The 26787-nt window shown below is 61.9% G+C and carries 22 protein-coding genes; 8 read left to right on the top strand and 14 right to left on the bottom strand.

The genetic code is table 11. The annotated features are described in order from the left end of the window. Positions 1-197: 197 nt before the first annotated feature. Positions 198-3284, bottom strand: coding sequence for an efflux RND transporter permease subunit (locus tag ACN9MU_RS17095; RefSeq protein WP_426317990.1), 3087 nt, complete (start codon positions 3282-3284; stop codon positions 198-200). Beyond that, positions 3281-4354: an efflux RND transporter periplasmic adaptor subunit gene (locus ACN9MU_RS17090; RefSeq protein ID WP_426343149.1), complete on the bottom strand. Its 1074-nt coding sequence runs from the start codon at positions 4352-4354 to the stop codon at positions 3281-3283. The genes ACN9MU_RS17095 and ACN9MU_RS17090 overlap by 4 nt, the downstream gene beginning before the upstream one ends. Before the next feature lie 167 nt (positions 4355-4521). On the opposite strand from ACN9MU_RS17090, the gene hpnC reads away from it, so the two are divergent. From hpnC to ACN9MU_RS17065, 5 genes are all read left to right on the top strand, one after another. Continuing rightward, a complete protein-coding gene (gene hpnC, locus ACN9MU_RS17085) occupies positions 4522-5346 on the top strand; it encodes a squalene synthase HpnC (protein WP_426343148.1) in 825 nt (274 codons plus the stop codon). 38 nt (positions 5347-5384) lie between these two features. Then, a complete protein-coding gene (gene hpnD, locus ACN9MU_RS17080) occupies positions 5385-6218 on the top strand; it encodes a presqualene diphosphate synthase HpnD (protein WP_426343147.1) in 834 nt (277 codons plus the stop codon). Then, positions 6211-7590 (top strand): hydroxysqualene dehydroxylase HpnE, encoded by a 1380-nt coding sequence (gene hpnE, locus ACN9MU_RS17075; protein WP_426343146.1) that lies wholly within the window; start codon positions 6211-6213, stop codon positions 7588-7590. The genes hpnD and hpnE overlap by 8 nt, the downstream gene beginning before the upstream one ends. A gap of 126 nt (positions 7591-7716) precedes the next feature. Then, complete coding sequence (locus tag ACN9MU_RS17070) at positions 7717-8499, top strand: DUF1700 domain-containing protein (RefSeq protein WP_426343145.1); 783 nt, start codon at positions 7717-7719, stop codon at positions 8497-8499. An 11-nt stretch (positions 8500-8510) separates the two neighbouring features. After that, entirely contained in the window at positions 8511-9326 is an 816-nt protein-coding gene (locus ACN9MU_RS17065) for a head GIN domain-containing protein (protein WP_426161531.1), read from the top strand. Here ACN9MU_RS17065 and ACN9MU_RS17060 read toward each other — a convergent pair. The 9 genes from ACN9MU_RS17060 to kbl all read right to left on the bottom strand — a co-directional run bounded on the left by ACN9MU_RS17060 (position 9300) and on the right by kbl (position 19694). Next, positions 9300-10520, bottom strand: coding sequence for an NAD(P)/FAD-dependent oxidoreductase (locus tag ACN9MU_RS17060; RefSeq protein WP_426317985.1), 1221 nt, complete (start codon positions 10518-10520; stop codon positions 9300-9302). The two genes, ACN9MU_RS17065 and ACN9MU_RS17060, sit on opposite strands and share 27 nt — an antisense overlap. A gap of 136 nt (positions 10521-10656) precedes the next feature. Beyond that, the gene (locus ACN9MU_RS17055; RefSeq protein WP_426343144.1) at positions 10657-12000 is read right to left on the bottom strand and encodes a diguanylate cyclase domain-containing protein; all 1344 of its coding nucleotides are present in this window, start codon (positions 11998-12000) and stop codon (positions 10657-10659) included. 4 nt (positions 12001-12004) lie between these two features. Then, the gene (locus tag ACN9MU_RS17050; protein WP_426343143.1) at positions 12005-12823 is read right to left on the bottom strand and encodes a substrate-binding domain-containing protein; all 819 of its coding nucleotides are present in this window, start codon (positions 12821-12823) and stop codon (positions 12005-12007) included. A gap of 169 nt (positions 12824-12992) precedes the next feature. After that, complete coding sequence (gene moaD, locus ACN9MU_RS17045; protein WP_426343142.1) at positions 12993-13247, bottom strand: molybdopterin converting factor subunit 1; 255 nt, start codon at positions 13245-13247, stop codon at positions 12993-12995. Position 13248: 1 nt separating this feature from the next. Further along, positions 13249-14445, bottom strand: a complete 1197-nt coding sequence (gene glp / locus ACN9MU_RS17040; RefSeq protein WP_426344894.1) for a gephyrin-like molybdotransferase Glp — start codon at positions 14443-14445, stop codon at positions 13249-13251. 9 nt (positions 14446-14454) lie between these two features. Beyond that, positions 14455-15930 carry a threonine synthase gene (thrC, locus tag ACN9MU_RS17035; RefSeq protein WP_426343141.1) on the bottom strand — a complete coding sequence of 492 codons (1476 nt, stop codon included), beginning with the start codon at positions 15928-15930 and terminating at the stop codon, positions 14455-14457. Positions 15931-16107: 177 nt separating this feature from the next. Continuing rightward, on the bottom strand, positions 16108-17487 hold the full coding sequence (locus ACN9MU_RS17030; RefSeq protein ID WP_426161525.1) for an L-serine ammonia-lyase: 1380 nt from the start codon (positions 17485-17487) through the stop codon (positions 16108-16110). Between the two features lie 20 nt (positions 17488-17507). After that, positions 17508-18470, bottom strand: coding sequence for an NAD-dependent epimerase/dehydratase family protein (locus tag ACN9MU_RS17025; RefSeq protein WP_426343140.1), 963 nt, complete (start codon positions 18468-18470; stop codon positions 17508-17510). Between the two features lie 21 nt (positions 18471-18491). After that, a complete protein-coding gene (gene kbl / locus ACN9MU_RS17020; RefSeq protein WP_426343139.1) occupies positions 18492-19694 on the bottom strand; it encodes a glycine C-acetyltransferase in 1203 nt (400 codons plus the stop codon). A 114-nt stretch (positions 19695-19808) separates the two neighbouring features. On the opposite strand from kbl, the gene ACN9MU_RS17015 reads away from it, so the two are divergent. Continuing rightward, positions 19809-20384 carry a helix-turn-helix domain-containing protein gene (locus ACN9MU_RS17015; protein ID WP_426161522.1) on the top strand — a complete coding sequence of 192 codons (576 nt, stop codon included), beginning with the start codon at positions 19809-19811 and terminating at the stop codon, positions 20382-20384. Between the two features lie 22 nt (positions 20385-20406). On the opposite strand, the gene ACN9MU_RS17010 is transcribed toward ACN9MU_RS17015, so the two are convergent. Both ACN9MU_RS17010 and ACN9MU_RS17005 read right to left on the bottom strand, forming a co-directional pair. Beyond that, a complete protein-coding gene (locus ACN9MU_RS17010) occupies positions 20407-20802 on the bottom strand; it encodes a GFA family protein (RefSeq protein ID WP_426343138.1) in 396 nt (131 codons plus the stop codon). After that, positions 20799-21266, bottom strand: a complete 468-nt coding sequence (locus tag ACN9MU_RS17005) for a GNAT family N-acetyltransferase (RefSeq protein WP_426161520.1) — start codon at positions 21264-21266, stop codon at positions 20799-20801. Before ACN9MU_RS17005 ends, ACN9MU_RS17010 begins: the two co-directional genes overlap by 4 nt. 237 nt (positions 21267-21503) lie before the next feature. Here ACN9MU_RS17005 and ACN9MU_RS17000 point away from each other — a divergent pair, with 237 nt between their 5' ends. Beyond that, positions 21504-22901, top strand: coding sequence for a hypothetical protein (locus ACN9MU_RS17000; protein ID WP_426161519.1), 1398 nt, complete (start codon positions 21504-21506; stop codon positions 22899-22901). 82 nt (positions 22902-22983) lie between these two features. Beyond that, on the top strand, positions 22984-24363 hold the full coding sequence (locus ACN9MU_RS16995; RefSeq protein ID WP_426343137.1) for a hypothetical protein: 1380 nt from the start codon (positions 22984-22986) through the stop codon (positions 24361-24363). Positions 24364-24379: 16 nt separating this feature from the next. Here ACN9MU_RS16995 and ACN9MU_RS16990 read toward each other — a convergent pair whose 3' ends face one another. Then, positions 24380-26785, bottom strand: coding sequence for a zinc-dependent metalloprotease (locus ACN9MU_RS16990; protein WP_426343136.1), 2406 nt, complete (start codon positions 26783-26785; stop codon positions 24380-24382). Between the last annotated feature and the right edge of the window lie 2 nt (positions 26786-26787).

Genomic DNA, 26787 nt, shown 5'->3' with positions numbered 1-26787 from the left:
AGTGAAAACGGGGTCGCCCGGGGCTTTCAACTTCAACCCGGCATTCTATACGGTGTTTCTGGAGTGCGGTAGTGCTTTTTTGCGTATTGCGCAACATTTGGGCAAAACCGGCAACCCAGGTGTCTGACCCACAGGGTCAGACACCGATTCGCGGCAGCCGCAGGTCGGGTGTCAGACCCCATGGGTCTGACACCGGTTTACCGGTTTGGCCTGGGCACGCGGAACCACGCAGCATACAAAGCTGGCAAGAACAGCAACGTCAACGCAGTCGCCAGAATCAACCCACCCATGATCGCCACCGCCATTGGCCCCCAGAACACGGACCGCGACAAGGGAATCATGGCCAGCGCCGCCGCTGCCGCCGTCAGGATAATCGGACGGCAACGCCGCACAGCCGATTCCACAATCGCATCCCAGGCCGGCACACCAGCCTTGATGTCCTGCTCGATCTGGTCCACCAGGATCACCGAGTTACGGATAATCATGCCGAACAGCGCGATAATGCCCAGGTTCGCCACGAAGCCCAGCGGCCTTCCCATCACCAGCAGCGCCATCGCCGCACCCGCCACGCCGAGCGGCCCGGTCAGGAACACCAGCAGCGCACGCGAGAAGCTGTGCAACTGCAGCATCAGCAAGGTAAAGATGATGAACACGGCCAGCGGCAGGTTGGCGGCAATCGACTCCTCCGCCGCGCTGCTGTCCGAGGCGGCGCCTTTGACCTTGATCTCATAACCCGGCGGCAGCTTGGCGCGCAGTGCGTCCAGCTTCGGATTGATCTGGCCCGACACGGTTGGCCCCTGCACACCCTCCACCACGTCCGACTGAACGGTGATCGCCCATTCCCTGCCCTCGCGCCACACCACGCCCGGCTCCCACACGAAATGCACGCGTGCCAGCTGCGAGATCGGCACCGAACGCCCGCTATTGGTCGGGATGTAGGTGTCATTCAGGACCGCAATGGTACTGCGTTCGTCCAGCGGCTGGCGCACCTGGATGTCGATCAGGCGAATACCTTCGCGGAACTGGCCAATGGGCGTGCCGGAAAGGATCGTGTTCGCGGCACGCATCACTGTTTGCGAAGTCACACCCAGCGCGCGCATCTTGTCCTGGTCCAGGTCGAGGCGCAGCACCTTGATCGACTCATTCCAGTTGTCGTTGACGCCCACCGCATTGGGATTGGCACGCATGATGTCCTTCACCTGGTCGGCAATGGAACGCACGCCATCAACCTCGGTGCCAGTAATGCGGAACTGCACCGGGTACGGCACCGGCGGACCATTCGGCAGCAACTGCACGCGGCCGCGAACTTCCGGGAAGTCGGTCTTGAAGACATGGCTGATCTTCTTGCGCAGCTCTTCGCGCGAATGCAGGTCCTTCGCCAGCACCACGGTCTGCGAGACGTTCGTCTGCGGGAAGATCTGGTTCAGCGGCAGGTAGAAGCGCGGGCTGCCAGTGCCGACGTAGGTCGTCACGCTTGCCACGCCTGGCTCCTTGCGGATGAATTCCTCGAATTTCTTCGCCTGGCGCTCAGTCTGCGCGAATGCAGTGCCTTCCGGCGACCACATTTCCACCATCAGTTCTGGGCGGCTGGAGTCGGGGAAGAACTGCTTCTCGATGAACTTGAAGCCGTACACACCAAGGAAGAACACGACCAGCGTCGCCACAATCGTGGTCTTTCGGTACTCCACGCACCAGTTCACGACGGCGCGGAACTTGCGGTAGCCGGGCGTATCAAACAGTTCGTGGTGGCCGCCGCCTTCCGAGTGCGGCTTCACTTTCAGCAGGATGTAGCCGATATAAGGCGTGAACACGACGGCCACGATCCACGAAGTCACCAGCGCAATCGCGTTGACGGAGAACAGCGAGAAGGTGTATTCGCCCGCCGCCGATGCGGCGAGCCCGATCGGCAGGAAGCCGGCGACGGTGATCAGGGTGCCCGTCAGCATCGGCATGGCCGTGGAGGTGTAGGCGAAGGTCGCCGCTTCCAGCCTCGAATGGCCCTCTTCCATCTTCCGCACCATCATTTCAACCGCAATGATGGCATCGTCGACCAGCAGGCCAAGCGCGATGATGAGCGCGCCCAGAGAGATCTTGTGCAGGTCAATGTCCAGGATGCGCATGAACAGGAAGGTCACCGCCAGCACCAGCGGGATTGTCAGCGCCACCACGAGGCCAGGCCGCGCGTCGAGGCGCAGCTTGGGCTTGGTGTGCAGGCCGAGCGAGACGAAGCTTACCGCCAGCACGATCAGCACCGCCTCGACCAGCGTGTGCAGGAACTCGCCTACCGACGCCGTGACAGCGGCCGGCTGGTCTGACACGCGCTCCAGCTCAATGCCGACCGGCAGCTTGGTCTTCATGGCATTGACGGTCTTTTCCAGGTCTTTGCCCATCTGGATGATGTTGCCGCCCTTCTCCATCGACACGCCCAGGCCGATGACTTCTTTGCCGTTGAAGCGCATCTTGTCGCGCGGCGGATCAAGGTATTCGCGCTTGATGGTCGCGAAGTCGCCAAGACGGAAGGTCGTGTTGTTGGCGCGCAGCTCGAGTTCTTCCAGGTCCTTGACCGTGCGCAGCGCACCCGAAACGCGCACTTGCAGGTTGTCGGTTGGCGTCACCACGACGCCGGTCGCCTCCACTACGTTCTGGGTCGTAATCTGGTTGGCAATCTGTTCGATGGTCAGTCCCAACTGGGCAAATTTCTTGTGCGAGAATTCGATGTTGATCTTCTCATCCTGCACGCCAAACAGCTCAACCTTCGATACCTTTTTCACGCCGAGAAGCTGCTGGCGCACCAGGTCCGCGTAGTCTTTCAGCTCCGCATAGGTAAAGCCATCGCCGGACAGCGCGAATATCGAGCCATAGGTATCACCGAATTCATCGTTGAATACGGGTCCTTGCACGCCCGACGGCAGCGTCGACCGGATGTCGCCGATCTTCTTGCGTACCTGATACCAGGCCTGCGCCACCTCTTTCGGTGGCGTCGACTCGCGCAAGCTAAGAATGATCAGTGTCTGGCCCGGCTTTGAATAGCTTGTGATCTCGTGGACAAACGGCGTTTCCTGCAGCTTCTTTTCCAGCTTGTCGGTAACCTGCTCGGCCATCTGCAGCGAGGTAGCGCCCGGCCAGAAGGCCTGCACCACCATGGAACGGAAGGTAAACGGCGGATCTTCATCCTGCCCCAGGTTCTTGTAGGCGAGCATGCCGCCCAGGAGCAGCACCGCAATCAGGTAGCGCGTGAGCGGGATGTGCTCCAGCGCCCAGCGCGAAAGGTTGAAGCCCTTCATTTGGCGGCTCCGAGGATGGTCACTTTCTGGCCAGGCTTCAGCAGGTTGACGCCGGCGGTGACCACGGTCTGGCCGGGCTTGACGCCGCTGCCCAGCACCAGGTCATTGCCCGATACCCCGCTCACTGTGACCGGCACCAGGCGCACCACGCCGTTCTCGACCACCCACACGGAGGTCGCCGCCTTTTCATGGAACAGCGCCGTCAGCGGCACCTTGATCTGCGGTTGCGGCGTGCGCGAGGCGAAAGCCACCAAGGCGGTCATGCCCAGCTTGGCCTCGGCCAGGCTGGCAGGGATCGAGACGCGGAAGGCGTAGGTACGGGTGAACGGGTCTGCCACCGGCGAAATCTCGCGGATTTTGCCCGGCACCGATTTATCCGGGCTGGCCCACAGGCGCACATGCACGTCCGAGAAATTGCGCAGCGTATCGACCTTGTCTTCAGGCACGCCGAACACGATTTCCTTTTCGTCGGTCTTGGCAACGCGAACTACCGGCGTCCCCGGCGATACGACTTGCCCTACTTCCGCATCCACGGCGGTGACAACGCCGTCGATGTCCGATTCAAGGCTCGCGTAGCCAGCCTGGTTGGACATGCCGCGATATGCCGCTTGCGCCGAGTCCACCTGGGCCTGCGCCGACTTGTAGGCGGACAGCTTGGCATCGAGGATGGCCTGGCTGACGAAATTCTTTTCGCGCAGCTCCTGGTAGCGCTTCAATTCGGCACTGGCCAGGTCGCGCGTGGTTTCAGCAGCGCGCAGAGCCGCCATCGACTGGGCCTGCGACAGCTTCAGGTCCTGCGGGTCGAGATCCATCAGCACCTGGCCGCGCTTGACGACGCTGCCCACATCCACTTTGCGGGAGATAATCTTGCCTCCAACCCGGAAACCGAGACGCGATTCGACGCGCGAACGAACTTCACCGGAGAATTCGGCATTCACATCGATATCCGAGCTTTGCAGCACCATGGCGCGCACGGGCCGGATGTCTTCGGTCTTGGGGGCTTCTTTCGAGCAGGCTGCAAGCAGCAAGGCGCAGGCTGCAACCAGGGGTAGTTTTTTCGCTGCGAACACGATGGAATTCCTTTTTGGTGTCTCTGGCAATTGCCGGGTGTATATGTTTGCCATTATTATTTCCCGTTTGGAACTAAATGACTTTCTGTTTAGTAAGAAAAAAATTATAGCCGGGTCAACCGAACTTGCAAATGACTTTCGCGTCATTAATTTAGAACAGCACCTCTATGTCCGTTGACCATTACGAGAATTTCCCTGTCGCTTCCATCCTCATGCCGCGCCGTTTGCGCCCGGCGGTGGAGGCGATTTACGCCTTTGCCCGCAGCGCCGACGATATCGCCGACGAGGGCGACGCCACGCCGGAACAGCGCCTGGCGGGGCTGGCCGCTTACGAGGAAGCCCTGGGCCGCATCGAGCGCGCCGAAGGCGGCCATGAACCGATGTTCGAACGGCTGGCAGCCGTGATCGCGCAGCACAAGCTGCCCATGCGCCCTTTCTACGACCTGCTTTCCGCCTTCAAGCAGGACATTGTGGTGCACCGCTACCAGGACTACGCCTCCCTGCTCGATTACTGCGCCCGCTCGGCCAATCCGGTCGGCCTGCTGATGCTGCACCTGTACGGCGCGGCCGATGAGGAGAATATCCGCCAGTCGGACGCCATCTGCTCGGCGCTCCAGATCATCAACTTCCTGCAAGATGTCGCCATCGATGAACATAAGGAGCGTATTTACATTCCGATGGAAGACCTGGCGCGTTACGCGCTGTCGCCAGCCCACCTGGCACGCCCCGACAACAGGGCGAAGTGGCGCGCCATGATGAAATTCGAAGTCGACCGCGCCCGCGCCCTGATGCTTTCGGGCGCGCCGCTGGCTTGCCGCCTGAAAGGCCGCATTGGACTGGAGTTGCGCATGGTGGTCCAGGGCGGCCTGCGTATTCTGGAGGCAATCGAGGAAGTCGATTACGACGTTTTTCTTCGTCGGCCCAAGCTTGAAAAGCGCGACTGGTTCAAGGTTTTCTGGCGCGCGCTTCGGATGAAGCCGTCTTCACTATAAAATAGCGCCTTTGTCAGCATTACCAAAGCCATAAGAACATGTCCCCCGACGAATACTGCCAGCAGAAGGCCGCCGCCAGCGGTTCCAGTTTCTACTACAGCTTCCTGTTCCTGCCGCCGGAGCGCCGCCGCGCTATCACCGCGCTGTACGCCTTTTGCCGCGAAGTCGACGACACCGTCGACGAGTGCAGCGATGAATCGCTGGCGCGCATCAAGCTGGCCTGGTGGCGCAATGAGATCGCCCAGATGTATCAGGGCAAGCAGACCCACCCGGTGACGCAGGCTTTGCAGCCGCATATTGCGACGTATGACCTGAAGCAGGAACATATGCAGGCCATCATCGACGGCATGGAGATGGACCTGAACCAGACCCGCTATCTCGATTACGCCGGCCTGACGAAGTACTGCTGGCATGTGGCGAGCGTGGTCGGCATCCTGTCGGCGTCGATTTTCGGCGTGACGAGGCCGGAGACGCTGCAATATGCCGAAAAGCTGGGCCACGCCTTCCAGCTCACCAATATCATCCGTGACGTGGGCGAAGATGCGCGCAAAGGCCGCATTTACCTGCCTGTCAACGAACTGCAGAAGTTCAACGTAACTGCCGCGGACCTGTTGAATGCCCGCGAGACCGAGAACTTCTCGAAGCTGATGCAATTCCAGGTGGCGCGTGCGCAGAAGGCCTATGACGAGGCGTTTGCGCTGCTGCCGAAGGAAGACCGCCGCGCCCAGCGCCCGGGCCTGATCATGGCGGCCATTTACCGCACCCTGTTGAATGAAATCGAGGAGGATGGCTACCACGTCCTCAAGCAGCGCATTTCCCTTACGCCTATCCGCAAGCTGTGGCTGGCGTGGAAGACCTGGGTTCGTGGCTAAGCACTTCGCCGTTGCCGGCGGCGGCTGGGCGGGATTCGCCGCCGCCGTAGAACTCGCCCGGGCCGGCCACCAGGTGACCGTTTTCGAGGCTGCCCGCTCGCTGGGCGGCCGGGCGCGGCGCGTCTCTTTCGACGGGCGTGAACTGGATAATGGCCAGCACATCATGCTGGGAGCTTATTCGGAATCGCTTCGCATCATGCGTGCGGTTGGCGTTGATTTGCGTTCCGCCGTACTCACGCTGCCCTTGCAGATGCGCTATCCGCCCGGCGGCGACGGCATGGATTTCCTGGCGCCGCGATTGCCTGCACCCCTGCATGTCGGCATTGCCCTGTTGCGGGCGAAAGGCCTGGCGCGCGAGGACAAGATGGCCCTGGCCCGCTTTACAACGACTGCGCGCTGGATGGATTGGCGCTTGAACAATGATTGCAACGTGGCCGAGTTGCTGGAGCGCTTCGACCAGACGCCAAGGCTGGTGGCCTTGATGTGGCGGCCCTTGTGCCTCGCCGCCCTGAATACGCCGCCGGAACGTGCTTCCGCGCAGGTGTTCCTTGCCGTGCTGCGCGACAGCCTCGGCGCGCGACGGGCAGCATCGGACATGCTGGTTCCCCGGGCCGACCTGTCCGCCCTCTTCCCCGATGCCGCCGCCGCCTGGCTGCAAGGCAAGGGCAACACCGTCCATCTCGGCGCAAAGGTCACGTCCATCGGCCCCAAAGCCGATGGCTGGACCGTCGAAGCAAGCGGCGCGGCTGTTGGCGGCGACTGGACCGGCAAGTTTGATGGCGTCGTACTCGCCGCCTCGCCCACAGCGACCGCCGCACTGCTCTCCGGCACACACCGCGCCGGGGCCAGCGAAGCCGCAAATCCTTCGGAATTGGCCGAACTGGCAAGCCAGCTTGCGGCATTCGAGCCCGAACCGATCACGACCTGCTACCTGCAATATGCCCCGGACACGCGGCTGGCAATCCCGTTTTACGCCCTGATCGACGATCCGGCAACCCAGCGCTGGGGCCAGTTCGTCTTCGATCGCGGCCAGCTCGATGCCAAGCATGCCGGCCTGTTCGCCGTCGTGATCAGCGCCTCAAGTGACGCCGCAAGCCTGCCGCAGGAGGAGCTGGCAGCGGCGATCGCCGCACAACTGGCTGCCGACCTGGCGCGGCCCGAGCTTGGCAATCCGGCCTGGTCCAAGGTCATCACGGAAAAGCGCGCCACCTACGCCTGCACGCCTGCCCTCAAGCGCCCAGCCAACGAAACGCCGGCAAAAGGGCTGGTCCTGGCCGGCGATTACACGGCCGGCGAATACCCCGCCACTCTCGAGATGGCCGTCCGCAGCGGCGTCCAGGCGGCGCACCTGCTCGCGAAGGCGAAACCTTGATGTCCCGCCTGTCCCGCGTTTTGCTCGCCTGCTCCCCCATTTCTGCATCCTGTCGTAAACAGCTCGAGCCCCTCCAGTGCCAGCGATACAGTGCAATCATGGAACAACAGGAGGCTTTAGTTTCCAATGAGCAAGAATAAGTACCTCGACGCACTGAAGAAAGCCCTCGCAGGCTTGCCGCCCGACGTGGCAGCCAAGACGATGGCTTACTACGAACAGCGTTTTATCGACAGCCTGGCCGCAGGCAAGACTGAAGAGGAAATCGCCGCCGAGCTGGACGAACCGCGCAAGATCGCGATGACCCTGCGCGCCAACGCCCACCGCAGCGCATTCGAGCAAAAGCGCAACCCGGCCAACCTCGCCCGCATGGTGTTTTCCCTCATTGGCCTCGGCATCTTCAACCTCTTCATGGTGGTCCCGGCCGCGGTCTTTTCTGCCTTGCTGGTGTCGATTTACGCCAGCGCCTTTGCCTTTTACATCAGCGGGATCGCCATCACCGCCACCGGCCTGGCGGGAGCCAATGAACTGGTCCTCACCGGCCCATTGCGCCACCTCGTCGTCTTCGATGATCGCGACCAGGTTGATGCCCGCATGCAGACCAGGATTTCGATCAGCGACCAGGGTGTCGACGTGTTCCAGGAACCTTCGGCGGGGCTGCGCAAGGAATGGGATGAAGCGGACAGCAAGTCCGAAAAATGGCTGGAAGGCGCAGAAGCCATGGCTGAAGGGGGCGTGCGCATCACCTCCGACCTTGATAACGAATCGCGCGCCACACAAACCGCGGTCGGCATCGGCCTGGTACTGCTCGGTATCGCATTGAGCCTGGCAAGCATCGTGATCACGCGCTACTCGCTGATCGGCTTGAAACGCTACATCCAGATGAACGTTGCGCTGCTGCGCGGCCAATGAAAGGAAACGCAATGAACATCCGTTCCCTGCTCAAGATTGGCTTTGGCATGGCATTGCTGGCGGTGCTGCTGACGGCCGTCACTTACAGCATGCTGCGCGCCCAGGGCGCCGCCAATCCCACCAGCGTGGCCGGCCGCGCCGCCCGCACCGAAGTGCGCGAAATCAGCGCAACGATTTCCAATGTCGAACTGGTCGGACCCATCGACCTGCGCCTGAAACAGGGCGATGTGCCATCCCTGAAGGTGCGCGGCGAACAGCGCCTGCTGGGCAATATCGGCACCGAACAGGATGGCGCAACGCTCCGCATCGGTTCCAAGGGCTTGCTGCTGCATCCACGCCGCCCGATTGAGGTCGAGCTGGTACTGCCGTCCCTGAACGAGCTGGTGGTCAATGGCAGCGGCGACAGCAACGTCAATGGCTTCAGCGGCGAGCACCTGAGCATCCAGTTGCAAGGCTCGGGCAACCTGACCTTCAATGGCCGCTACAAGAATGTGGAAGCCGGCGTGCACGGCAGCGGCGACCTGAACCTGAACACCGGCCACGGCGAGAAAGTCGCCCTGGAAATGGTCGGTTCCGGCGCCATTACTTCCAGCGGCAGCTGCAAGGAGTTGACGGCCGAAGTGACCGGTTCCGGCGACCTGGACGCCCAGCACCTGGCGACGGACAAGGTGGTGGTGGCCCTGCTGGGCTCCGGCACCACCAATGTCTTCGCCCGCCAGTCGGCCGATCTCACCGTCAAGGGGACCGGCAATATCCGCGTGTTTGGCAACCCTTCCGAACGCAACGTCAGCCGCAGCGGCTCAGGCGGCGTGAGCTGGGTGCATTAAGTAGCGCAACATGTCCTTGCCGGCGGCCAGGCCGCTGGCGAAACAGGCCGTGAGCAGGTAGCCGCCGGTCGGCGCTTCCCAGTCCAGCATTTCTCCGGCTACGAACACGCCCGGCATTGCCTTCAACATCGTTCCTTCCAGCGCTTCGAATCGCACGCCACCAGCACTGCTGATCGCCTCGTCAATCGGGCGCGGCGCATACAGCGTGATTGTCAAGGCCTTCAAGCTTGCTGCCACGCGCATCGGGTCATGGAAGGCGTCCTTGTCCAGAACTTCGTGCAACAGGCCGGTCTTGACGCCTTTGATGTGGAGGCGGCTTTGCAGGAAGCTCGACATCGAGCGCGAACCGCGCGGGTGCGACAGTTCCTGTTGCAAGCGCTCCAGCGGCCAGTCCGGCAACAAGTCCAGCTCGATGGTCGCACTGCCATGCGCTGCGATACGGTCGCGGATCCCAGAGGACAGCGCATACACCAGGCTGCCTTCCACGCCGGTCGCGGTGACAACCATCTGGCCCTTCCGGCCGCCAATGGCCACGGTGGTCAGGGGCTGCCCCGCATACTTCTGCGAGAAATGCGCGCTCCAGCGGGCATCGAAGCCACAATTGGCCGGCACCAGCGGCGCAACTTCGACGCCGCGCCCGGCCAACAGGGGCTGCCAGGCGCCATCCGAACCGAGGCGCGCCCAGCTTGCCCCACCCAGTGCGAGCAATACCACACGATGTTGCACATTGCGCTCGCCTTCCGGCGTCTCAAAACGCAAGCCACCTTCCTCCGTCCAGCCCAGCCAGCGATGGCGCTGGTGGAAATGCACTCCGCTTTGGCGCAGGCGATGCAACCAGGCGCGCAACATGGGCGCTGCCTTCATCTCGGTAGGAAAGACCCGGCCTGAGGTGCCGACAAAAGTGTCGATGCCCAGACCGTGCACCCAGGCGCGCAGATCGTCGGGCTTGAAAGCATCGAGCATCGGGCGCAAGGCAGCGGCACGGCTGCCATAGCGGGCCACGAATGCTTCGTAAGGCTCGGAATGGGTCAGGTTCATGCCGCCGCGGCCGGCCAGCAGGAACTTGCGGCCGACCGATGGCATGGCGTCATATACATCCACACGCACACCTGCCGCTGCCAACACTTCAGCCGCCATCAAGCCCGCCGGCCCGCCGCCGATCACCGCTACACCTTGTAATTGATTGCTTTCCATAGGGGCAGCATTGTAGTCGATCTCGGACGATCGGCTGCCAGCAGTTGAGCAAAGTCCTCCGGCGCCATGGGCAGGGCAACGAAGCAGCCCTGCATCTCGTCGCAGTAATGGTCACACAGCCATTCGCGCCTCAGGGTCACCGGCGCGCCAGCGGCAGGAACTCCGCTGGCGGCACCAGGCCGCGGACCGGGTGCTGCCAACGCACCAGGGCTTCGGCAGCGGCCAGGCTGCCGTCGCTCAAGGCCGCCCGCGGCTGGTAATGGACCACCATTTCATTGTGCACCAGGGCGCTGCGCAGCTCAGCCTCCAGCGCAAACATGCGCGAGGCGCGCTCGTTCATCTCCTGTGCGACGAAACGGAAACGATTGCCGCCGTGACCGACCGCGTGCGCCATGGCCGAGTTGGCGGAGCGCAGCATGACTGAGGGCTCAGCGCCACCCTCGCCCATCAATGCAACGCCGATGCTGGCGGTGGTATTGACGATGTTGTCCTTCCAGCGCATAGGAGCCTTGATCGCCTCGAGCAGCTTGCCAGCAACCGGCAGCACATCGTCATCATTGGCCATGTCGGACAGGATCACCGCGAATTCGTTGCCGAGCAAATGGGCGACGGTATCGCCTTCGCGCAGGCAGGACTTCATGGCGGAAGCCGCATGCATCAGCAAGGCGCTGCAGGCTTCCGGGCCCAGGCTGGCTTTGACGCCGCGGTAGCGGTCCATGGTCAGGGCCAGTACCGCCACTTTGCGGCCGGTGCGTTCGGCAGCCGCCAGGGCCTGGCGCAGGCGGTCATTGAACATGGCGCGATTGGCCAGGCCTGTTGCCGGGTCATGGTGGGCATGGCTGGCCGAGGCCTGCTCTGCCGCCCGGCGCCTGCGTGCTTCGTGCATATTCCTGAGTCCGAGCGCCAGGTCGGCCGCCAGTTCCTGCAAAACCTGTACTTCATCTGCGTCGAAGGCGCAGGGATCGATCGAGTACACGCACAATACACCCGTCGGCGACGCATCTTCACCGGTGCCGTCCAAGGGCAAAGCAAGCACGCTGGGATAACCGTACTCCGCCGGCGTTCCGTGGCGCAGCCGGAGTTGGCCGTCCCCCATCACATCAAGCGCGATGCCTTCACAGGCGCAACCGCGCTGCAATCCACCAGCAGCCGCCGCAAAGCGTCCCGCTGGCGTGCCCTGGATCTCACTGGCCAGCAGATCCTTGCTGCTGCCGGCCATCGACAGGCCGGTCCAGACCAGCGAGTAAGCGCCTTCGGCTGAAATGACGCGACACATGGCCGCCATCATCTCTTCCGCACTGCTGGCATGCAGCAACGCCGCACGGCAGCTCGAGGCCATGCGCAAGGCCTGGTTGGCACGCAGCAGTTCGTCTGCCTGTGCACTGGCGCGCTGGTGCTCGTCTTCACGCGCGAGGACGCCCCAGACCGTTGCCGCCGCTGCGCATGCAGCGAGCAATCCAAGCAAAATGTAGTTTTCCATGGCGTCAGTCCAGGTAGGGGACAAAGTCGAATGCCGACAGGATGCCGTTCACTTGAGCGGAAAGGCAAAAAGAGAAGAAGCTTCTCGCGACCCCGGTTGGCGCATCCCTGCTCGCCAGGGTCAGGATGCGGCAGATCGGATAGCTGCCGTTGCGGATAGTTGCGGTACTGGCTGGCACGCCGGCAATAGGCAGCAAGCGCACCGGGACGCCCTGCGAAATCGCGCGCTCCGCCGTACCGACCGAGACGTAGGCGATTGCGTTCTCGCACGAGGCCACTACGGCCAGACGTTCAATATTCGATTCCACAGCCGCGTTCAGGCTGAATGCCTCCAGCGGCTGACGGAGAAAGCGGGCAAACAGCGCACTTGAGGCGCCATCGTGCAGCCCGCCCAGCGCGTACACCGATCCTGGGCTGCCTTCGGCTGCGCGCCAGTCCCGCAGGCGGCCGGTGAAGATGCCTTGCAGTGCTTCCACGCTCAACTCCTGCAGCGGGTTATTGGCATGCACCACGACGCCAACGCCGTCGCGCGCAATCGGGATGCCGTACAGGTCGCGTTCCGCCGGTGCGAGAGCGCGGGACAGCATGGCGATATGCGCATGGCCGGAGCGCACGTCTTCCAGGCCACGCGACGACCCGCCCAGTTCGACATCAACGGCGATCTCAGGGTGCGCCAGATGGTACTTGGCGGCGATCTCCTGCAACAACGACCCCATCGTGGTCGAACCGGCGATGTGGAGCTCTTGCGCACGCTTGCGGGGCGGGACTGGAACGTGGCCCCGTGTGATGCCATTCAGGCCGAGGGCGGCAAAGACGAAACCCATTGCGACTCTCCTTGCAGTGAAAGGAAAAAGCCGCAGGGAAGAGGCGACAGGAAATGTGTGGGGTGATAGGCGCGGCGCAGGTTTTGGGCCGCCTGTGGTCAAGTATAACGTGACAATGCTTGTGGTCAACAGTCAGTACTCGACTGTTGCGCGGGCACAGCAATAAGCCTTAACCGCCTGTCACAGGTGGGAAAAATGCAACTTCGTCGCCCGGCGCAACGCGCGTGCCGGCGTCGCACATGCGCTGGTTGCAGGCCATGCGCAAGGCGCGGCCCTCGGCCAGGGTGCTTGCCCACGGTTCGCCGCGCGCCAGCAGCCATGCACGCACATCGCCGACCGTCTCGGCACCCGGCGGCAGCACCACCTGCTCGCCGCCGCCCAGCGCTTCGCGCACGCTGGCAAAATATTTAAGGTTGATCAGCATATCAATACATCAGTTCACTGAATGGGATGAAGCGCACGACATCGCCTGGCGCGATCGGGTTGCCGGGCGGATTGTCCACCAGGCCATCGCCCCAAACGGTCGAGGTCAACACAGCGGAGCCCTGGTTGGGGAACAGGTCCAGGCCGCCTTGCCCGTTCAGCTTGGCGCGCAGGAATTCATTGCGCCGGTCGGCTTTCGGCCAGCTGAAATCGGCGCGCACCAGCATGCCGCGTGGTTGCGCCGGCACGTCTGCGCCCTGCAGGCGCAGCAGGAATGGCCGCACGAACAGCAGGAAAGTGACAAAGCTCGATACCGGATTGCCCGGCAGGCCAAGGAAGAAGGCCTGTCCCACTTCGCCAAATGCCAGCGGCTTACCGGGCTTGACGGCGATTTGCCACATATTCAGCTTGCCCTCGGCTTCGACAGCCGGCTTGATATGGTCCTCTTCGCCGACCGACACGCCACCGGAGGTGATGATCAGGTCATTGCCGTCGGCTGCCTGGCGCAAGACCTTGCGCGTCGCTTCCAGCGAGTCGGGCACGATGCCGAAATCGCGCACTTCGCAGCCCAGGTTTTCCAGCAGGGCGCGCAGGGTGAAGCGGTTGGAATTGTAGATCGCCCCCGGCGCCAGCGGTTCGCCCGGCATCGCCAGCTCGTCGCCGGTGAAGAACACGGCCACGAGCAGCTTGCGGTGCACGTTCAGCTCCGCCATGCCGATCGAGGCGGCAAGGCCGAGTTCCTGGCTGCGCAGGCGCGTGCCGGCCGCCAGGATCACGCTGCCAACGCTGATGTCCTCGCCGGTACGGCGGATCCATTCGCCGGCTTTGGGCGTGTGGCGGATCGTCACCAGGCCGTCCTTCGCCTCGCATTGCTCCTGCATGACCACAGCATCGGCGCCCTCGGGAATCAGCGCGCCGGTAAAAATGCGCGCGGCGCAGCCGGGCAGCAGCGGCTGGCCGACGTGCCCTGCCGGGATACGCTGTGTTACCGTCAGCGTCGCATCACCGCTGGCGCAATCGGCGGAGCGCACCGCATAGCCGTCCATCTGCGTGTTGTCGTGGCCCGGCACGTTCATGGCGGACACCACGGCGCTCGCGAGCACGCGGCCGTTGGCTTCCAGGGTTGGAATCTGCTCGGTCCCAGCCACCGGGCGGGCGGCGGCGAGGAGGAAATCGAGGGCTTCGCGTACGGCGAGCATTGCCATGTTTTACAGTCCTGTATTGGCGGCGATGTAAGCCTTCATCCTGCTCACGTCGGCCGGCATGACTTCGAAGCGCTGCGGCAGCGCTTCGATGTTCTCGAAACCTGCCGGACGCTCGGCATCTTCGCCCAGTGCTTCCAGGATGGTTTCATTGAATTTGGCGGCCAGAGCGGTTTCCAGCACGATCATCGGCACGCCCGGCTCCATGTATTCCTTGGCAACCTTGATGCCGTCGGCGGTGTGGGTGTCGATCACGATGCCGTAATCGTCAGCCACGTCGCGAATGGTCTGCACACGGTCATCGTGCGTGGATTTGCCCGACTTGAAGCCGTAATTGGCCACCAGCTTGAATTCGTCGCCGTCGCTGCCGGGCGCGCCCGACAGGTCGAAGCCGCCGTCGATTTCCACTTTCCTGAACAGTTCGCGCACGCGTTTGCCGTCGCCTTTTACCAGGTCGAACACGAAGCGCTCGAAATTGGAAGCTTTGGAGATGTCCATCGATGGACTGGAGGTGTGGTAGGTCTCGGCCGATTTGCGCACGCGGTAAATTCCGGTGCGGAAAAACTCGTCCAGCACGTCGTTTTCGTTGGTGGCGACCACCAGCTTGTCGATCGGCAGGCCCATTTGGCGGGCGATATGGCCGGCGCAGATATTGCCGAAATTGCCCGATGGGACGGTGAACGACACCTTTTGTTCATTGCTCCTGGTCGCCGCGAGATAGCCACGGAAGTAGTACACGACCTGCGCCACGACACGCGCCCAGTTAATGGAATTCACGGTGCCGATCTTGTGGCGGGCCTTGAATTCCAGGTCGTTCGACACCGCCTTCACCATGTCCTGGCAGTCGTCGAATACACCTTCTACCGCGATGTTGAAGATGTTCGGATCCTGCAGGCTGAACATCTGGGCGGTCTGGAAGGCACTCATCTTCTTGTGCGGCGACAGCATGAAGACTTTGATGCCTTTTTTGCCACGCATCGCGTATTCGGCGGCGCTGCCAGTGTCGCCCGAGGTGGCGCCGAAAATGTTCAGCTGCGCGTCCTGCTTGGCCAGGGCATATTCGAACAGGTTGCCGAGCAACTGCATTGCCATGTCCTTGAAGGCCAGCGTCGGGCCGTTGGACAGCGATTGCAGCACCAGTTTCTTGCCGTCGGTCTCTTCCAGCACGCGCAGCGGGGTGATGTCGGCTGCGTTTTCACCTTCACGCACGTTGCGGTACACGTCGGCGGTATAAGTCTTTTTAGCCAGGGAGCGCAGGTCGGCTTCCGGAATGTCGCCGGCAAATTTCTTCAGGATTTCTACCGCCAGGTCAGCGTAGGAAAGGTGGCGCCACTTGTTCAGCTCTTCGCCGTTAACCTGAGGGTACTCGACTGGCAGGTACAGGCCGCCGTCTGGCGCCAGACCACCCAGGAGGATGTCGGAAAATTGCTGGAGGGAGTGCGATGCAGCCGACGCGTCGGCCCGGGTAGACACGTATTGCATAAAGTAGAAAGTCCGGTGGCGGGTGAAAACGGACACCTATTATAGTCTGGCCGGAGTTTCTATGTGAATTAAGCCAGTTTTTGAAATTTTCTATCGAAAACCGGTGAACCGGTGCCTGCCCCGCAGCCGCCGCGTCATAGTGTCAGGCCCCGCGGGCCTGACACTGGTTTGCCGGTTTTAGCAGGCGGCGTGATTCACCGACACCACATGAATCGCCAGGCCGCCCAGCGAAGTCTCTTTATACTTGGCCTGCATGTCAGCGCCAGTCTGGCGCATGGTCTCAATCACATTATCCAGCGTGACGAAGTGGGTTCCATCGCCCTTCATGGCCAGCGATGCAGCGGTGATCGCCTTCACCGCCCCCATGCCATTGCGTTCGATGCAAGGAATCTGCACCAGGCCGCCGATCGGGTCGCAAGTCATGCCCAGGTGATGCTCGATCCCGATCTCCGCCGCATTTTCGATCTGCGCATTGGAACCGCCAAGCGCCGCCACCAGGCCGGCAGCCGCCATCGCGCATGCAACGCCAACTTCGCCCTGGCACCCTACTTCCGCACCGGAGATCGAAGCATTGCGCTTGCACAGCATGCCAATCGCCGCAGCCGTCAGCAAAAACGCACGCACGCCGGAAACCGGGTCGACCGGTTTGCAGTCTTCCGCATAGTATTTCAGCACAGCGGGAATGATGCCGGCAGCCCCATTTGTAGGTGCCGTTACAACACGTCCGCCCGCTGCATTCTCTTCATTGACCGCCATCGCATACAGGCTCACGCCGTTCAGCGCATCGTGCGGCAGCTGATTGGCACGGTCGCCGCCCTGGGCCTGGCGCCACAGATCGGCCGCGCGGCGCTTCACGTTCAAGCCGCCCGGCAACTGGCCGCGGGTCTCCAGGCCATGCTGGATACAGTCGCGCATGACGTGCCAGATGCGGTCCATGCCTTCGTTGAGTTCAGTTTCGCTGATACGCGTCAGCTCGTTTGCGCGCAGCATTTGCGGAATGGTCTTGCCGCTGCTGACGCCATGGCCCAGCAGCTCGGCCATTGTGTTGAACGGGTATGGCAGGCGAACGGCAGGCTTGCCATCCGTGCTTGCCTCTTCGCCTTCTGCGCGAATGAAGCCACCGCCCACAGAGTAGTAAATCCTGGAAACCGAACTGCCGTCTGCGCGCGTCAGCGTAAAGCGCATGCCGTTCGGATGCTCCGGCAGGTTCTCGGCCATATGGAACACCAGGTGCTGCTTGCGCGTGAATGGAATGGCCTTTTCGCCCAGCAGGCGCAACTCGCCATCCACGTCGGCTGCCGCCAGCATGTCTTCCACCGCATCCGGATCGACGCCTTGCGGCGTCTCGCCCATCAGGCCAAGCAGCACGGCCTTGTCAGTGCCGTGGCCGACGCCAGTCAAGGCCAGCGAACCGTAAAGCTCGGCCGTCACCGAAGCGACATCGTCCAATGGACAGTTTTCGACCAGGAAGCGGCGTGCCGCCACCATTGGTCCCACCGTATGCGAACTCGATGGGCCAATGCCAATCTTGAATAAGTCGAAAACACTCATGTCCATTGTTGCTTGTCTCTCTCTAGTTATGCGGCCTCGCTGAGGCTCACGTCGATATTTGCCAGCATATCCTTCACCATCTCTTCCACGCCGATCTTCGCTTTCCAGTTCCAGTCCGCGGTCGCCTGGGAGTCATCCAGGCTGCGCGGCCAGCTGTCGGCGATGGCCTGCCGGCTGTCCGGCGTGTAGGCGATCTTGAACTCAGGCAGTGCGCGGGTAATCGCCGCGGCCAGTTCTTCCGGGTTGAAGGAAACGCCGGCGACATTGTACGACGAACGAATCTTGATTTGTGAAGCCGGTGCGTCCATCAATTCAATGGTTGCGCGAATCGCGTCAGGCATGTAGATCATCGGCAAAGTGGTCTTCGGGCCGAGGAAACAATCGTAGCGTTCACCGCGCAGCGCGGCGTGGAAAATCGCGATTGCGTAGTCGGTGGTGCCGCCGCCTGGAGGCGATTTGAAGCTGATGATGCCTGGGTAGCGGATCGAACGCACGTCCACGCCATACTTCAGGAAGTAGTATTCGCACAGTCGTTCGCCGGCCAGCTTGGAAATGCCGTAAATCGTGGTCGGGTCCATCACCGTGTACTGCGGGGTGTTCTCGGCCGGAGTGTTCGGGCCGAAGGCGGCGATCGACGACGGCCAGAAGATGCGCAGCGGCTTGCCCTGTTCGCCGCGTTCACGCGCCACTTCCAGGATGTTCAGCAGGCCGTCCATGTTCAGGTCCCACGCCTTCAGCGGAGCCGCCTCGCCCGTGGCGGACAGCATCGCAGCGAGCTGGTACACCTGCGTGATGCCTTCGGCAGCAACCAATGCTTGCAGTGCGGCCTTGTCCATCACGTTCAGCACCTGGTAGCGGGCTGCGTTGTACTTGTTGACCGGGCTGATATCGGTTGCGATGACGTTCTGTTCGCCGTGCTGTTTTGCCAGGGCTTCCACCAGTTCACTACCGATTTGGCCGTTGGCGCCGATGACGAGAATGCGTTCCATGATTCCTACCTATATTCCAGATTAGTTCTTGATGATGCCCAGCTCTTTGCCGGCTTGTTCGAATGCTGCGAGGACCTTGTCCAGCTGCTGGCGGGTGTGGGCGGCGGAAAGCTGCACGCGCACGCGCGCCTGGCCCATCGGCACCACCGGATAGAAGAAGCCGGACAGCAGCACGCCCAGTTCATACATGCGGGCCGCGAACTTCTGTGCTACCGGCGCATCGAACAGCATCACCGGCACGACCGGATGGGTGCCCGGCTTGATGGTGAAGCCGATGCGCTCGATCTCCTTGCGGAAGTAGGCGGTGTTTTCATGCAGGCGGTCGCGCAGTTCGGTCGAAGCGGACAGGCGCTTCAACACTTCCAGCGAAGCGCCGGCGATGGCCGGCGCAAGGGTGTTCGAGAACAGGTAAGGACGCGATTTCTGGCGCAGGGTGTCGATGACTTCCTTGCGGCCGGAAGTGAAACCGCCCATCGCGCCGCCCAGGGCCTTGCCCAGGGTGCCGGTGATGATGTCGATCTTGCCCAGCACATTATGGTGCTCGTGGGTGCCGCGGCCGGTCTTGCCCATGAAGCCGGAAGCGTGGCATTCGTCGATCATGACCAGGGCGCCGTATTTCTCCGCCAGCTCGACGATCTTGTCCAGCTGGGCGATCGTGCCGTCCATCGAGAACACGCCGTCGGTCACGATGACTTTATGGCGCTTGTCGGCGGCCGCCTGCAATTGCTTTTCCAGGTCGGCCATGTCGTTGTGGGCGTAGCGGAAGCGCGCTGCCTTGCACAGGCGGATGCCGTCGATGATCGATGCGTGGTTCAGCGCGTCGGAGATGATGGCGTCGTTTTCATCGAACAAAGGCTCGAATACGCCGCCGTTGGCGTCAAATGCTGCCGCGTACAGGATGGTGTCTTCGGTGCCCAGGAATTCGGAGATTGCCTTCTCCAGTTGCTTGTGCACGGTCTGGGTGCCGCAAATGAAGCGCACCGAGGACAAGCCGTAACCGTATTTCTCGGTTGCCGCGATGGAGGCCTGCGCCACCCATTCCTGGCCCGACAGGCCCAGGTAATTGTTGGCGCACATATTGATCAGGGTACGACCGTCTTCCGATTGCACCTCGCTGCCCTGGCGGGAAGCGATCACGCGCTCTGGCTTGTAGAGGCCATCGCTGCGCAGCTTTTCCAGGTTTTGTTGCAGGCCGGTGTAAAACGCATTCGTCGCTTGGCTCATGGTCGTCCTCTGATGTAAAGTTTACTCTTATTTCACTAATAAGGCCGGAATTCACTATATTGAACGTAAATTCGATATACGGAATCCTACTTTACTATATTGAACTCTGCAAGCGTGAAGCCGAACATTTCAACCAACGCCCCGCCGGAAGTCGGCGCCGCCCTGCAACGACTGCGCCTGGCCCGCGGCCTGACGCTGGAAGACCTGTCCCGCATTGCCGGGGTTTCCAAATCCATGCTGTCCCAGATTGAGCGCGAGAAGGCCAATCCGACCATTGCCATCACCTGGCGCCTGGCCAATGCGCTGGGCGTGCAGATCGGCGAACTGCTCTCCGATGTCGAGAAGGATGTCGAAGCGATAAAGTTGATCGATGCACACGAAACCCCTACCCTGCCCGGCGCCCACGCCGGCTATGTGCTGCGCATCCTGGGACCGATGGAGCTGGCCGGCAAATACGAATGGTACGAGCTGACCCTGTCGGCAGGCGGCGAACTGGTGTCGCAACCGCACGATCCCGGCACCACCGAGCACCTCACCATCCTGCACGGCTCGATGGAGCTGGAAGTCGGCGCCAACAAGAAGAAAATCAAGCTGGGCGGCACGGCACGCTACGCCGCAGACGTGCACCACGCCATCCGCAACCCAGGCAAGACTGAAGCCAAGGCACTGCTGGTGGTGATCCACCGCTAGCGGTGGAACCGTGCGGCGGCAATCAGGGGATCCGCTCCGCATCGGGCGGCGGAACCACCCAGGCGTGCATTCGTTCTTCGTAGACCGACACCCGCGGCGCGGGAAAGCCAGGATCTGCAAAAGCCCCGACCGGAATTCCGACGAAGCCATCGATGCTATTAAGGCCGTAATAGACCGTCGAACCGCAAGTCGGGCAGAAATGAAATGTGGCCTTGCCGCCTTCATCGCCAATCCGCACGTACTCGGTCGAAGTTCCAGACACGGTGACGTTCTCACGCGGGAACCTGGCCTGCTCGCCGAACACACTGCCAGTCCTGCGCTGGCACGCCAGGCAATGGCAGATCGAGATCCTGACTGGTTCGCCAATCACTTCGGCGGTGAGCTGACCACAACTGCAAGACGCGAGGCGTTTTGTCATCGCATTGCTCCTGTTGGATGTTTGACCTGAAGGTCTGGCTTCGCTTCGTACATTCCCGGGAAATAGCGCTCCATGAGCGATTGCGGATACAAAGGCGCAGTGAAGCCATACTGCGCATACAGTCCATGCGCATCGCCAGTGGCAAGCGTAAAACGGCGCAAACCCTGAAGTTCGGGATGTGCGAAGACTGCAGCCATCAGCTCCTTGCTGTACCCTTTTCCCCGATGTCCGGGCAGGACGAAGACGTCCACCAGGTTTGCAAAGGTCGTGTAATCGGAGATCACGCGCGCAAATGCGATTTGCTCCCGCCCCAGGAAGCCGCCAAAACAAAGCGAGTTCGCAATCGAGCGTTCGACCAGGTCGCGGGAAATGCCCTTCGCCCAACTGCTCTGCTCCGAAAGGAATCGGTGCACGAGCCCAGTATCCAGCTCGCCTGCTTTTGTGGTGATGCGGAATTCACTCATGCTGAAGGACACAGTTGATTGAAAATTCCGCAAATGTTAGCACGGCTGCGTTTCTGCCCAAGCGCTCCGCAACAAATTTCGAGGCTGTGACAAAGCGTGTATGTCTAGGCGGCTCGGCCGTCTATATTTAACTGGCAATCCATTCAATTCATTCATCGTCAACCGGTTGCAAGCAGCACGGATCCTGCGCGTACAGGCGCGCCATAAAAACTCAATCATCTGGTGAGGAGCGCTACCATGACACAAGCTGAAGTAGCAAAGCTGATCCAAAACATCTTCGACAACATCTTCAATTCCGTCACGCAGGCTGAACCTGGCGGCAAACCCGTCCTCCAGGCTTCGTCCACCGTACTCTCATTGATGAAGCCCGGCCTCGCTATCAATTCAGCCGACTTCCGCAATCCCTGGACTCCGGGTAACAGCAATGGCAGCCAGGACGCCGCCATCAACACCGCAGAATTGGTGGACGTAGCGCCAAAGATGTCGGCCATCTATACCGACAGCACGCGCAAGATCAGCGAAATGTACAAACAGATGCTGGACGGCGTGCACATTCCTGCACAACCGCCTAATCCGGCAGTCGAGAAGCAGCTCACCGATGCTGAGAACTACCTCTTCCGCACGATTACCGTGACCGATCCGGACACCGGCGAAGAGTCGAAGAAGAAGATCGAATCGCAGGTTTACCGCGACTACCTGGACAACCAGGCCGCGTACAACAATGCACGTATCGCCTACATTGGCGCCTTCCTGGAAGCCCAGAAAACCACGACCGGCAAGAATACCTGGCCGATGGTCGCATCGACCTTGCAAATCCCTGTGAAGACCGCCTACGACCGCTGGCGCGCTGAAGATGCCAACAAGGTCGAACAAAACCTGGCGATCAAAACGACCTCCGTCCAGAATGCACTGCAATTGGCCTGGAAGCAGGCGCAGGACCTGTTTGAAGGCTACGGCGTGGTGTTGAACGACACCGGCACCGGTCTCTCGCCCAAGGTGTACCGCGTGCAGCTGCTGCCGTCGGACTGGTATAGCAGCACCAGCAAATCCAGCGGCTGGACCACCTTCGACTCGGCATCGAGCAGCGTGGCAAACAGTTCCTCGTCCGACTTCACGTCCTATGGCGGTTCGGCGGGCTTCAGCCTCGGCCTGTTCAGCATTGGCGGTTCGGCCGGGCATAGCAGCTCGCAGCAGCACGCCAGCTCGGAGACCAACGGCCTGCGCGTCAGCTTTGAATACACGCTGGTCACCATCCGCCGCCCGTGGATGCAGGCCAGTCTGCTCTCAACCAAGGGCTGGGACCTCGGCAACCTGTACAAGAAAGGAACGCTTTCCAACGGCAGCAAGGCACACCAGGACGGTGAGCTGATGCCGCTGTTGCCAACCTCCTTCGTGGTTGTGCGCAAGCTGAAGATCTCCGCCAACTGGGCCAAGGCGGACTGGGACCTGATCACTTCGAAAACCAGCGGCGGAGGCGGTTTCGGGATCGGGCCTTTCAGCATCTCCGGCAACTATGCCCACTCCAGCACCAACCAGAAATTCTCGTCGGCGCTGGCGGCGGGGACGATCACGGTACCGGGCGTGCAGATCATCGGCTTCATCAGCCAGGTCGTGCCATACAGCCCGCCGGCCTAGTGTTTCGCCCTGGTTGAAGCCATGAGAGGCGGCTCCGTACGGAGCCGCCATTTGAGCACGCTGCTTTCAGCAAGGGGGTTCCATGTCCAATACCGTCGACTTTATCGGCGCGGTGTATGACGAACTGGCAAGGCTGCTGAACATATCGGACGCGAATCCCTCCACCGTCATGCAAATGGCCTGGCCGGGATTCTCGCTCTCCGCGCAGGACTTCAAGCCGGCCAACAACCCGAACGGTCCCTACGATCCCCAGGTCGCAAAGGAAACGTTCTCGCATATAGCGAACATCGCGCCATCGCTGGCCAACGCCTACTTCCAGAACTCCGGGCTCGAAGTGGATGACCTGTACGAAATCCTGCTGACCGGCGCAATCCCGGGCGGCGCAACACCGGACAACATCGGCACCAATCCGATGTACAAGATGTTCAGTGACTCGCAATACGAGTTCCTTCAAGCCAGGACCGGCAGCGCAAGCGATCCCAATTCCTTCTACTATCCCTGCCTTGCAACACCGTCCAACTGGTACGACGAGGCTGCAGCGCAGTTCTGGCCTACGCTTAACATGCAATCCGGAGCAATCAAGCCGGCGGCGCAAACTTCCCAGTTTGTCAAGGCAGGCGGGCCGACACTGGTCAACAAAGGCGTATGGAAACTGCGGCCGGCAGACGTCACGAAGGCCAACTTGATCAAGGCCAATGCAAACCAGCTGATCGTAAAAAGAGCACAGGTGGCGCTCGCCAAGCCCATCGGGCCGATCCCCGTGGTGACAAAGCCCTTGAACTTGCATGCGGCAACAGCAATCAAGGCAATGCCTGCCATCGCTCCCCTCGCCGGAGCCAAGCCGGCTGTCATGGATGTGACGAAGTCACCCGTATTCGTCGCCAACCTGGCCAAGGCGAACGCCCAGACCTTGTTCAAGCAGAAAAGCGCGCCCGCAAGCTCCTACAACAGGTATAACCTGGCCAAGCAGCTCCAGGCAGTTGACCTGACGCAGAAGGATCTGAACGTCGGACGCATTGACGTCGCCAACCGCTACCACCTGGTGAACCTGGTCAACGAAGAATTGCAGACCAAACCCGCCGGCGCCAGCGACAACTTCAGCATCTCCTTCAGGTACTGCCGCGTGAACATCGACCGCAGCTGGTTCAAGCTCGCCCTGCTGAAAACCAAAAACTGGTACATGTACGGCACCAAGGCCGGCGAATATTCCAATGGCTCCGGCACCGACAATCCAGGCATGTTCCCGTTGCTGCCCACATCGTTCATCGTCATCCGTGACCTGAAGATTACCGCCAACTGGTCGAAGGAGGACCGGCAAAACCTCGGTCAGGCGACTGCCCTGGGCTATTTCGACATTCGCGATTCGACCCTGAACAAGGACACCCTGGAGGTAAAAGGCCTGCAGATCCTCTGCTGGCTTTCCACCGTCATGCCGCAACTGCCGCCGATGGCCCCGCCCTGACCCCGGCCGCCCTCAATCAGATTGGCGCGCCAGGCGGAATGGCCGGCAAAGCGCGAAGCTTGACGCTGCGCGGATCGGCCAGGTAGCGCAGTACATGGTCGGCTGCCTGGGCGCGGCTGGCGGCGGTGGTGCCCTTGCCCGGATTTGCTTTCAACCAGCCGGCGAACGCCCGCAGCTGCTGGCGCAGCCCGGCGTCGACGTTGGCATGGAGCTTGCCACCGTCCAGCGCCTGGAGGAGCGCATCGAGCACAACCCAGTTTGCGGCCAGTTGGACGGCCTCGCCACCGAACACCTTGACGGGTATTGGGCCGCGCTTCCAGCCACGCGACAGCGCGGCTTCGACGACTTCGTCGGCGCCTGGCATTGCAGCGTCGCGCGCGTGCTGCCAGTACAGGCGGTTCAAGCGGCCGGCTTCGAACAGGAAGTTCGCTGTCTGCGCTGCGCCCGTTTCGGCAGCGGACAGCGCATCGAAGACAGCGGTCATGCGGGTGCCGAAGTACTCCTTGTTGCGTTCAAAGCCTGTCGATGGCGGCGACAGCTGGTCGAGTACACCCGCCGGCAAAGCAAGGTATTCGGCACGCAGCGTATCGGCCAACCTTGACAGCGCAGCGCGCTGGGTTGGGGCAGGCATAACCTTGATGCCCGCGGCAGCGCGCCCGGCGCGGATGTCGGAACTGGTGGCGGATTCGTATTCGCCGCCAGCCAGCAAGCGGGCCACGGCTTCGCCCTGATAACGCTGCAACAGGTACACCGGTACCAGGCGCGCCTCCAGTTCGCCGGCCTGGCGCTCGTCGGGCAGGACGTCAAGCGAGAAGTTGTCCAGCGCTTGGCGACGGATGGCGCCGAGCTGGTCCCAGGTTTTCAGGGTGTCCGGGCCAAAGTCCCACAACAGCCCATTCGGATGCGATGCGCCGGCCGCGCGCGAGCCCTCGTCAGAGACATATTGCAGGCCAGCGGCGCGAGCGCCGCTGCGCAACCTGGCCAGGCCGGAAGCTTCTGCTTCGCCGCTGCCGAAATCGCCATAAATGTGCTTGACCACGTAATCGTCCCAGGCGCCAACGCCTGCGCCGTAGGCGTCCTGCAAGTCGATCGCGCCATCGGAGCCGAGTTTCAGCACTGGATGCGGGTAATCCATTACCGAACCGTTGCCCTGCCGGCTCGCCGCAAAGTTGTGTGCAAAGCCAAGGGTATGTCCTACCTCATGGGCTGCAAGCTGGCGCAGGCGTGCCAGCGCCATTTCCTCTGCAAGCTTGCGGCGCTCGGCGGGGGCGGATTTGCCGTAAGGCGCCAGCAAGGCCTCCGCAATCAGGATATCTTGTCGCACGCGCTGCGAGCCGAGCGTCACCGCGCCGCGAATCACCTGGCCCGTGCGCGGATCGGCAATCGCATTGCCATACGACCAGCCACGCGTGGCGCGGTGCACCCAGGTGATCACGTTATAGCGCACGTCGGCCGGGTCAGCCCCTTCCGGCATCAGCTCGACACGAAAGCCGTCCTTGAAACCCGCTTTTTCAAAGGCGCTTGTCCACCAGCGCGCACCTTCGAGCAGCGCGGAGCGAACGGGCTCCGGCGCGCCGCGGTCCAGGTAGTAGACGATAGGCTTGCCGCCTTTTTCCAGCCGATGGCGCACTTGCCAGCGCACGTCAAGGCTGCTGGCAAGTGGTGTGGCGAAATCATAATAGCCCGTGTCAAAGCCGCCGGAAAACGGGTGGTAGCGGCGCGGCTTGTAGCCATTGTCCGGCAGTCGCACCATCGAAATATGCTGGCGCATGGACAGGCTGGCCGGATCGGCCGCCACCTGCTTGACGTATTCACCGGTACCTGGCCCGGCAAAGGTCAGCAAGGACTCCAGCTCAATATTGTCGGGGAATGCCTTGGCTTCCGCCGCCAGCACGGCGCTGCGTTTTTCATCCACGCGATAGGCGCCCTGCCTGGTCTCGTCGAGCCGCTGCACTACGCCGTGCTGGTCGGCCAGCAGGAAGCTGGAGAAGTCGACCAGGTGGCGTGCCCCCTCGCTGGCGATGATCTCGCCCGACCACAACACCGCACCCGCAAAGGACTCCGCCACGGCATTGCGCTCATCTGCATCCGGGGAACGCGCTACAAAGCGCGTGTTCTCCTGCACCAGGAACAGGCGGTTGCCGAACTTCTGGAAACTTACCAGTTTCGGGCTGCCCGGCTGGCCGCGGTCCAGGCCGACGTCATTGGAGCCCAGGGCATAAGGCAAGGACGAGACCAGCAGGAAGGACTGGTTCAGTTCTCGCACGGAGAGCAGCACCCTGCCTTTCGCCGTGTCGCGCCAGACTTCGATGAAGCCCGGCTGCACCGCGAGCGACCGGGTCTGCTCGGCGAATGATCCAGACGCTTGCGCCGCCGCGGCCGGCGCAAGCAAGGCTGTCCACAGCAGCAGGAGCGCGCGCATGC

The sequence above is a fragment of the Pseudoduganella sp. R-32 genome (assembly GCF_049913245.1).
GTDB lineage: Bacteria > Pseudomonadota > Gammaproteobacteria > Burkholderiales > Burkholderiaceae_D > Rugamonas.
The sequence above is the reverse complement of the archived record's forward strand: the minus strand, read 5'-3'. Positions and strand labels throughout refer to the sequence as shown.

Bases quoted from the DNA above. Each gene is read 5' to 3' on its own strand.
- ACN9MU_RS17095 (WP_426317990.1), bottom strand. From the start codon at position 3,284: ATGAAGGGCTTCAACCTTTCGCGCTGGGCGCTGGAGCACATCCCGCTC.
- hpnC (WP_426343148.1), top strand. From the start codon at position 4,522: ATGTCCGTTGACCATTACGAGAATTTCCCTGTCGCTTCCATCCTCATG.
- hpnD (WP_426343147.1), top strand. From the start codon at position 5,385: ATGTCCCCCGACGAATACTGCCAGCAGAAGGCCGCCGCCAGCGGTTCC.
- ACN9MU_RS17070 (WP_426343145.1), top strand. From the start codon at position 7,717: ATGAGCAAGAATAAGTACCTCGACGCACTGAAGAAAGCCCTCGCAGGC.
- ACN9MU_RS17065 (WP_426161531.1), top strand. From the start codon at position 8,511: ATGAACATCCGTTCCCTGCTCAAGATTGGCTTTGGCATGGCATTGCTG.
- ACN9MU_RS17060 (WP_426317985.1), bottom strand. From the start codon at position 10,520: ATGGAAAGCAATCAATTACAAGGTGTAGCGGTGATCGGCGGCGGGCCG.
- ACN9MU_RS17055 (WP_426343144.1), bottom strand. From the start codon at position 12,000: ATGGAAAACTACATTTTGCTTGGATTGCTCGCTGCATGCGCAGCGGCG.
- ACN9MU_RS17050 (WP_426343143.1), bottom strand. From the start codon at position 12,823: ATGGGTTTCGTCTTTGCCGCCCTCGGCCTGAATGGCATCACACGGGGC.
- moaD (WP_426343142.1), bottom strand. From the start codon at position 13,247: ATGCTGATCAACCTTAAATATTTTGCCAGCGTGCGCGAAGCGCTGGGC.
- glp (WP_426344894.1), bottom strand. From the start codon at position 14,445: ATGCTCGCCGTACGCGAAGCCCTCGATTTCCTCCTCGCCGCCGCCCGC.
- thrC (WP_426343141.1), bottom strand. From the start codon at position 15,930: ATGCAATACGTGTCTACCCGGGCCGACGCGTCGGCTGCATCGCACTCC.
- ACN9MU_RS17030 (WP_426161525.1), bottom strand. From the start codon at position 17,487: ATGGACATGAGTGTTTTCGACTTATTCAAGATTGGCATTGGCCCATCG.
- ACN9MU_RS17025 (WP_426343140.1), bottom strand. From the start codon at position 18,470: ATGGAACGCATTCTCGTCATCGGCGCCAACGGCCAAATCGGTAGTGAA.
- kbl (WP_426343139.1), bottom strand. From the start codon at position 19,694: ATGAGCCAAGCGACGAATGCGTTTTACACCGGCCTGCAACAAAACCTG.
- ACN9MU_RS17010 (WP_426343138.1), bottom strand. From the start codon at position 20,802: ATGACAAAACGCCTCGCGTCTTGCAGTTGTGGTCAGCTCACCGCCGAA.
- ACN9MU_RS17005 (WP_426161520.1), bottom strand. From the start codon at position 21,266: ATGAGTGAATTCCGCATCACCACAAAAGCAGGCGAGCTGGATACTGGG.
- ACN9MU_RS17000 (WP_426161519.1), top strand. From the start codon at position 21,504: ATGACACAAGCTGAAGTAGCAAAGCTGATCCAAAACATCTTCGACAAC.
- ACN9MU_RS16995 (WP_426343137.1), top strand. From the start codon at position 22,984: ATGTCCAATACCGTCGACTTTATCGGCGCGGTGTATGACGAACTGGCA.
- ACN9MU_RS16990 (WP_426343136.1), bottom strand. From the start codon at position 26,785: ATGCGCGCGCTCCTGCTGCTGTGGACAGCCTTGCTTGCGCCGGCCGCG.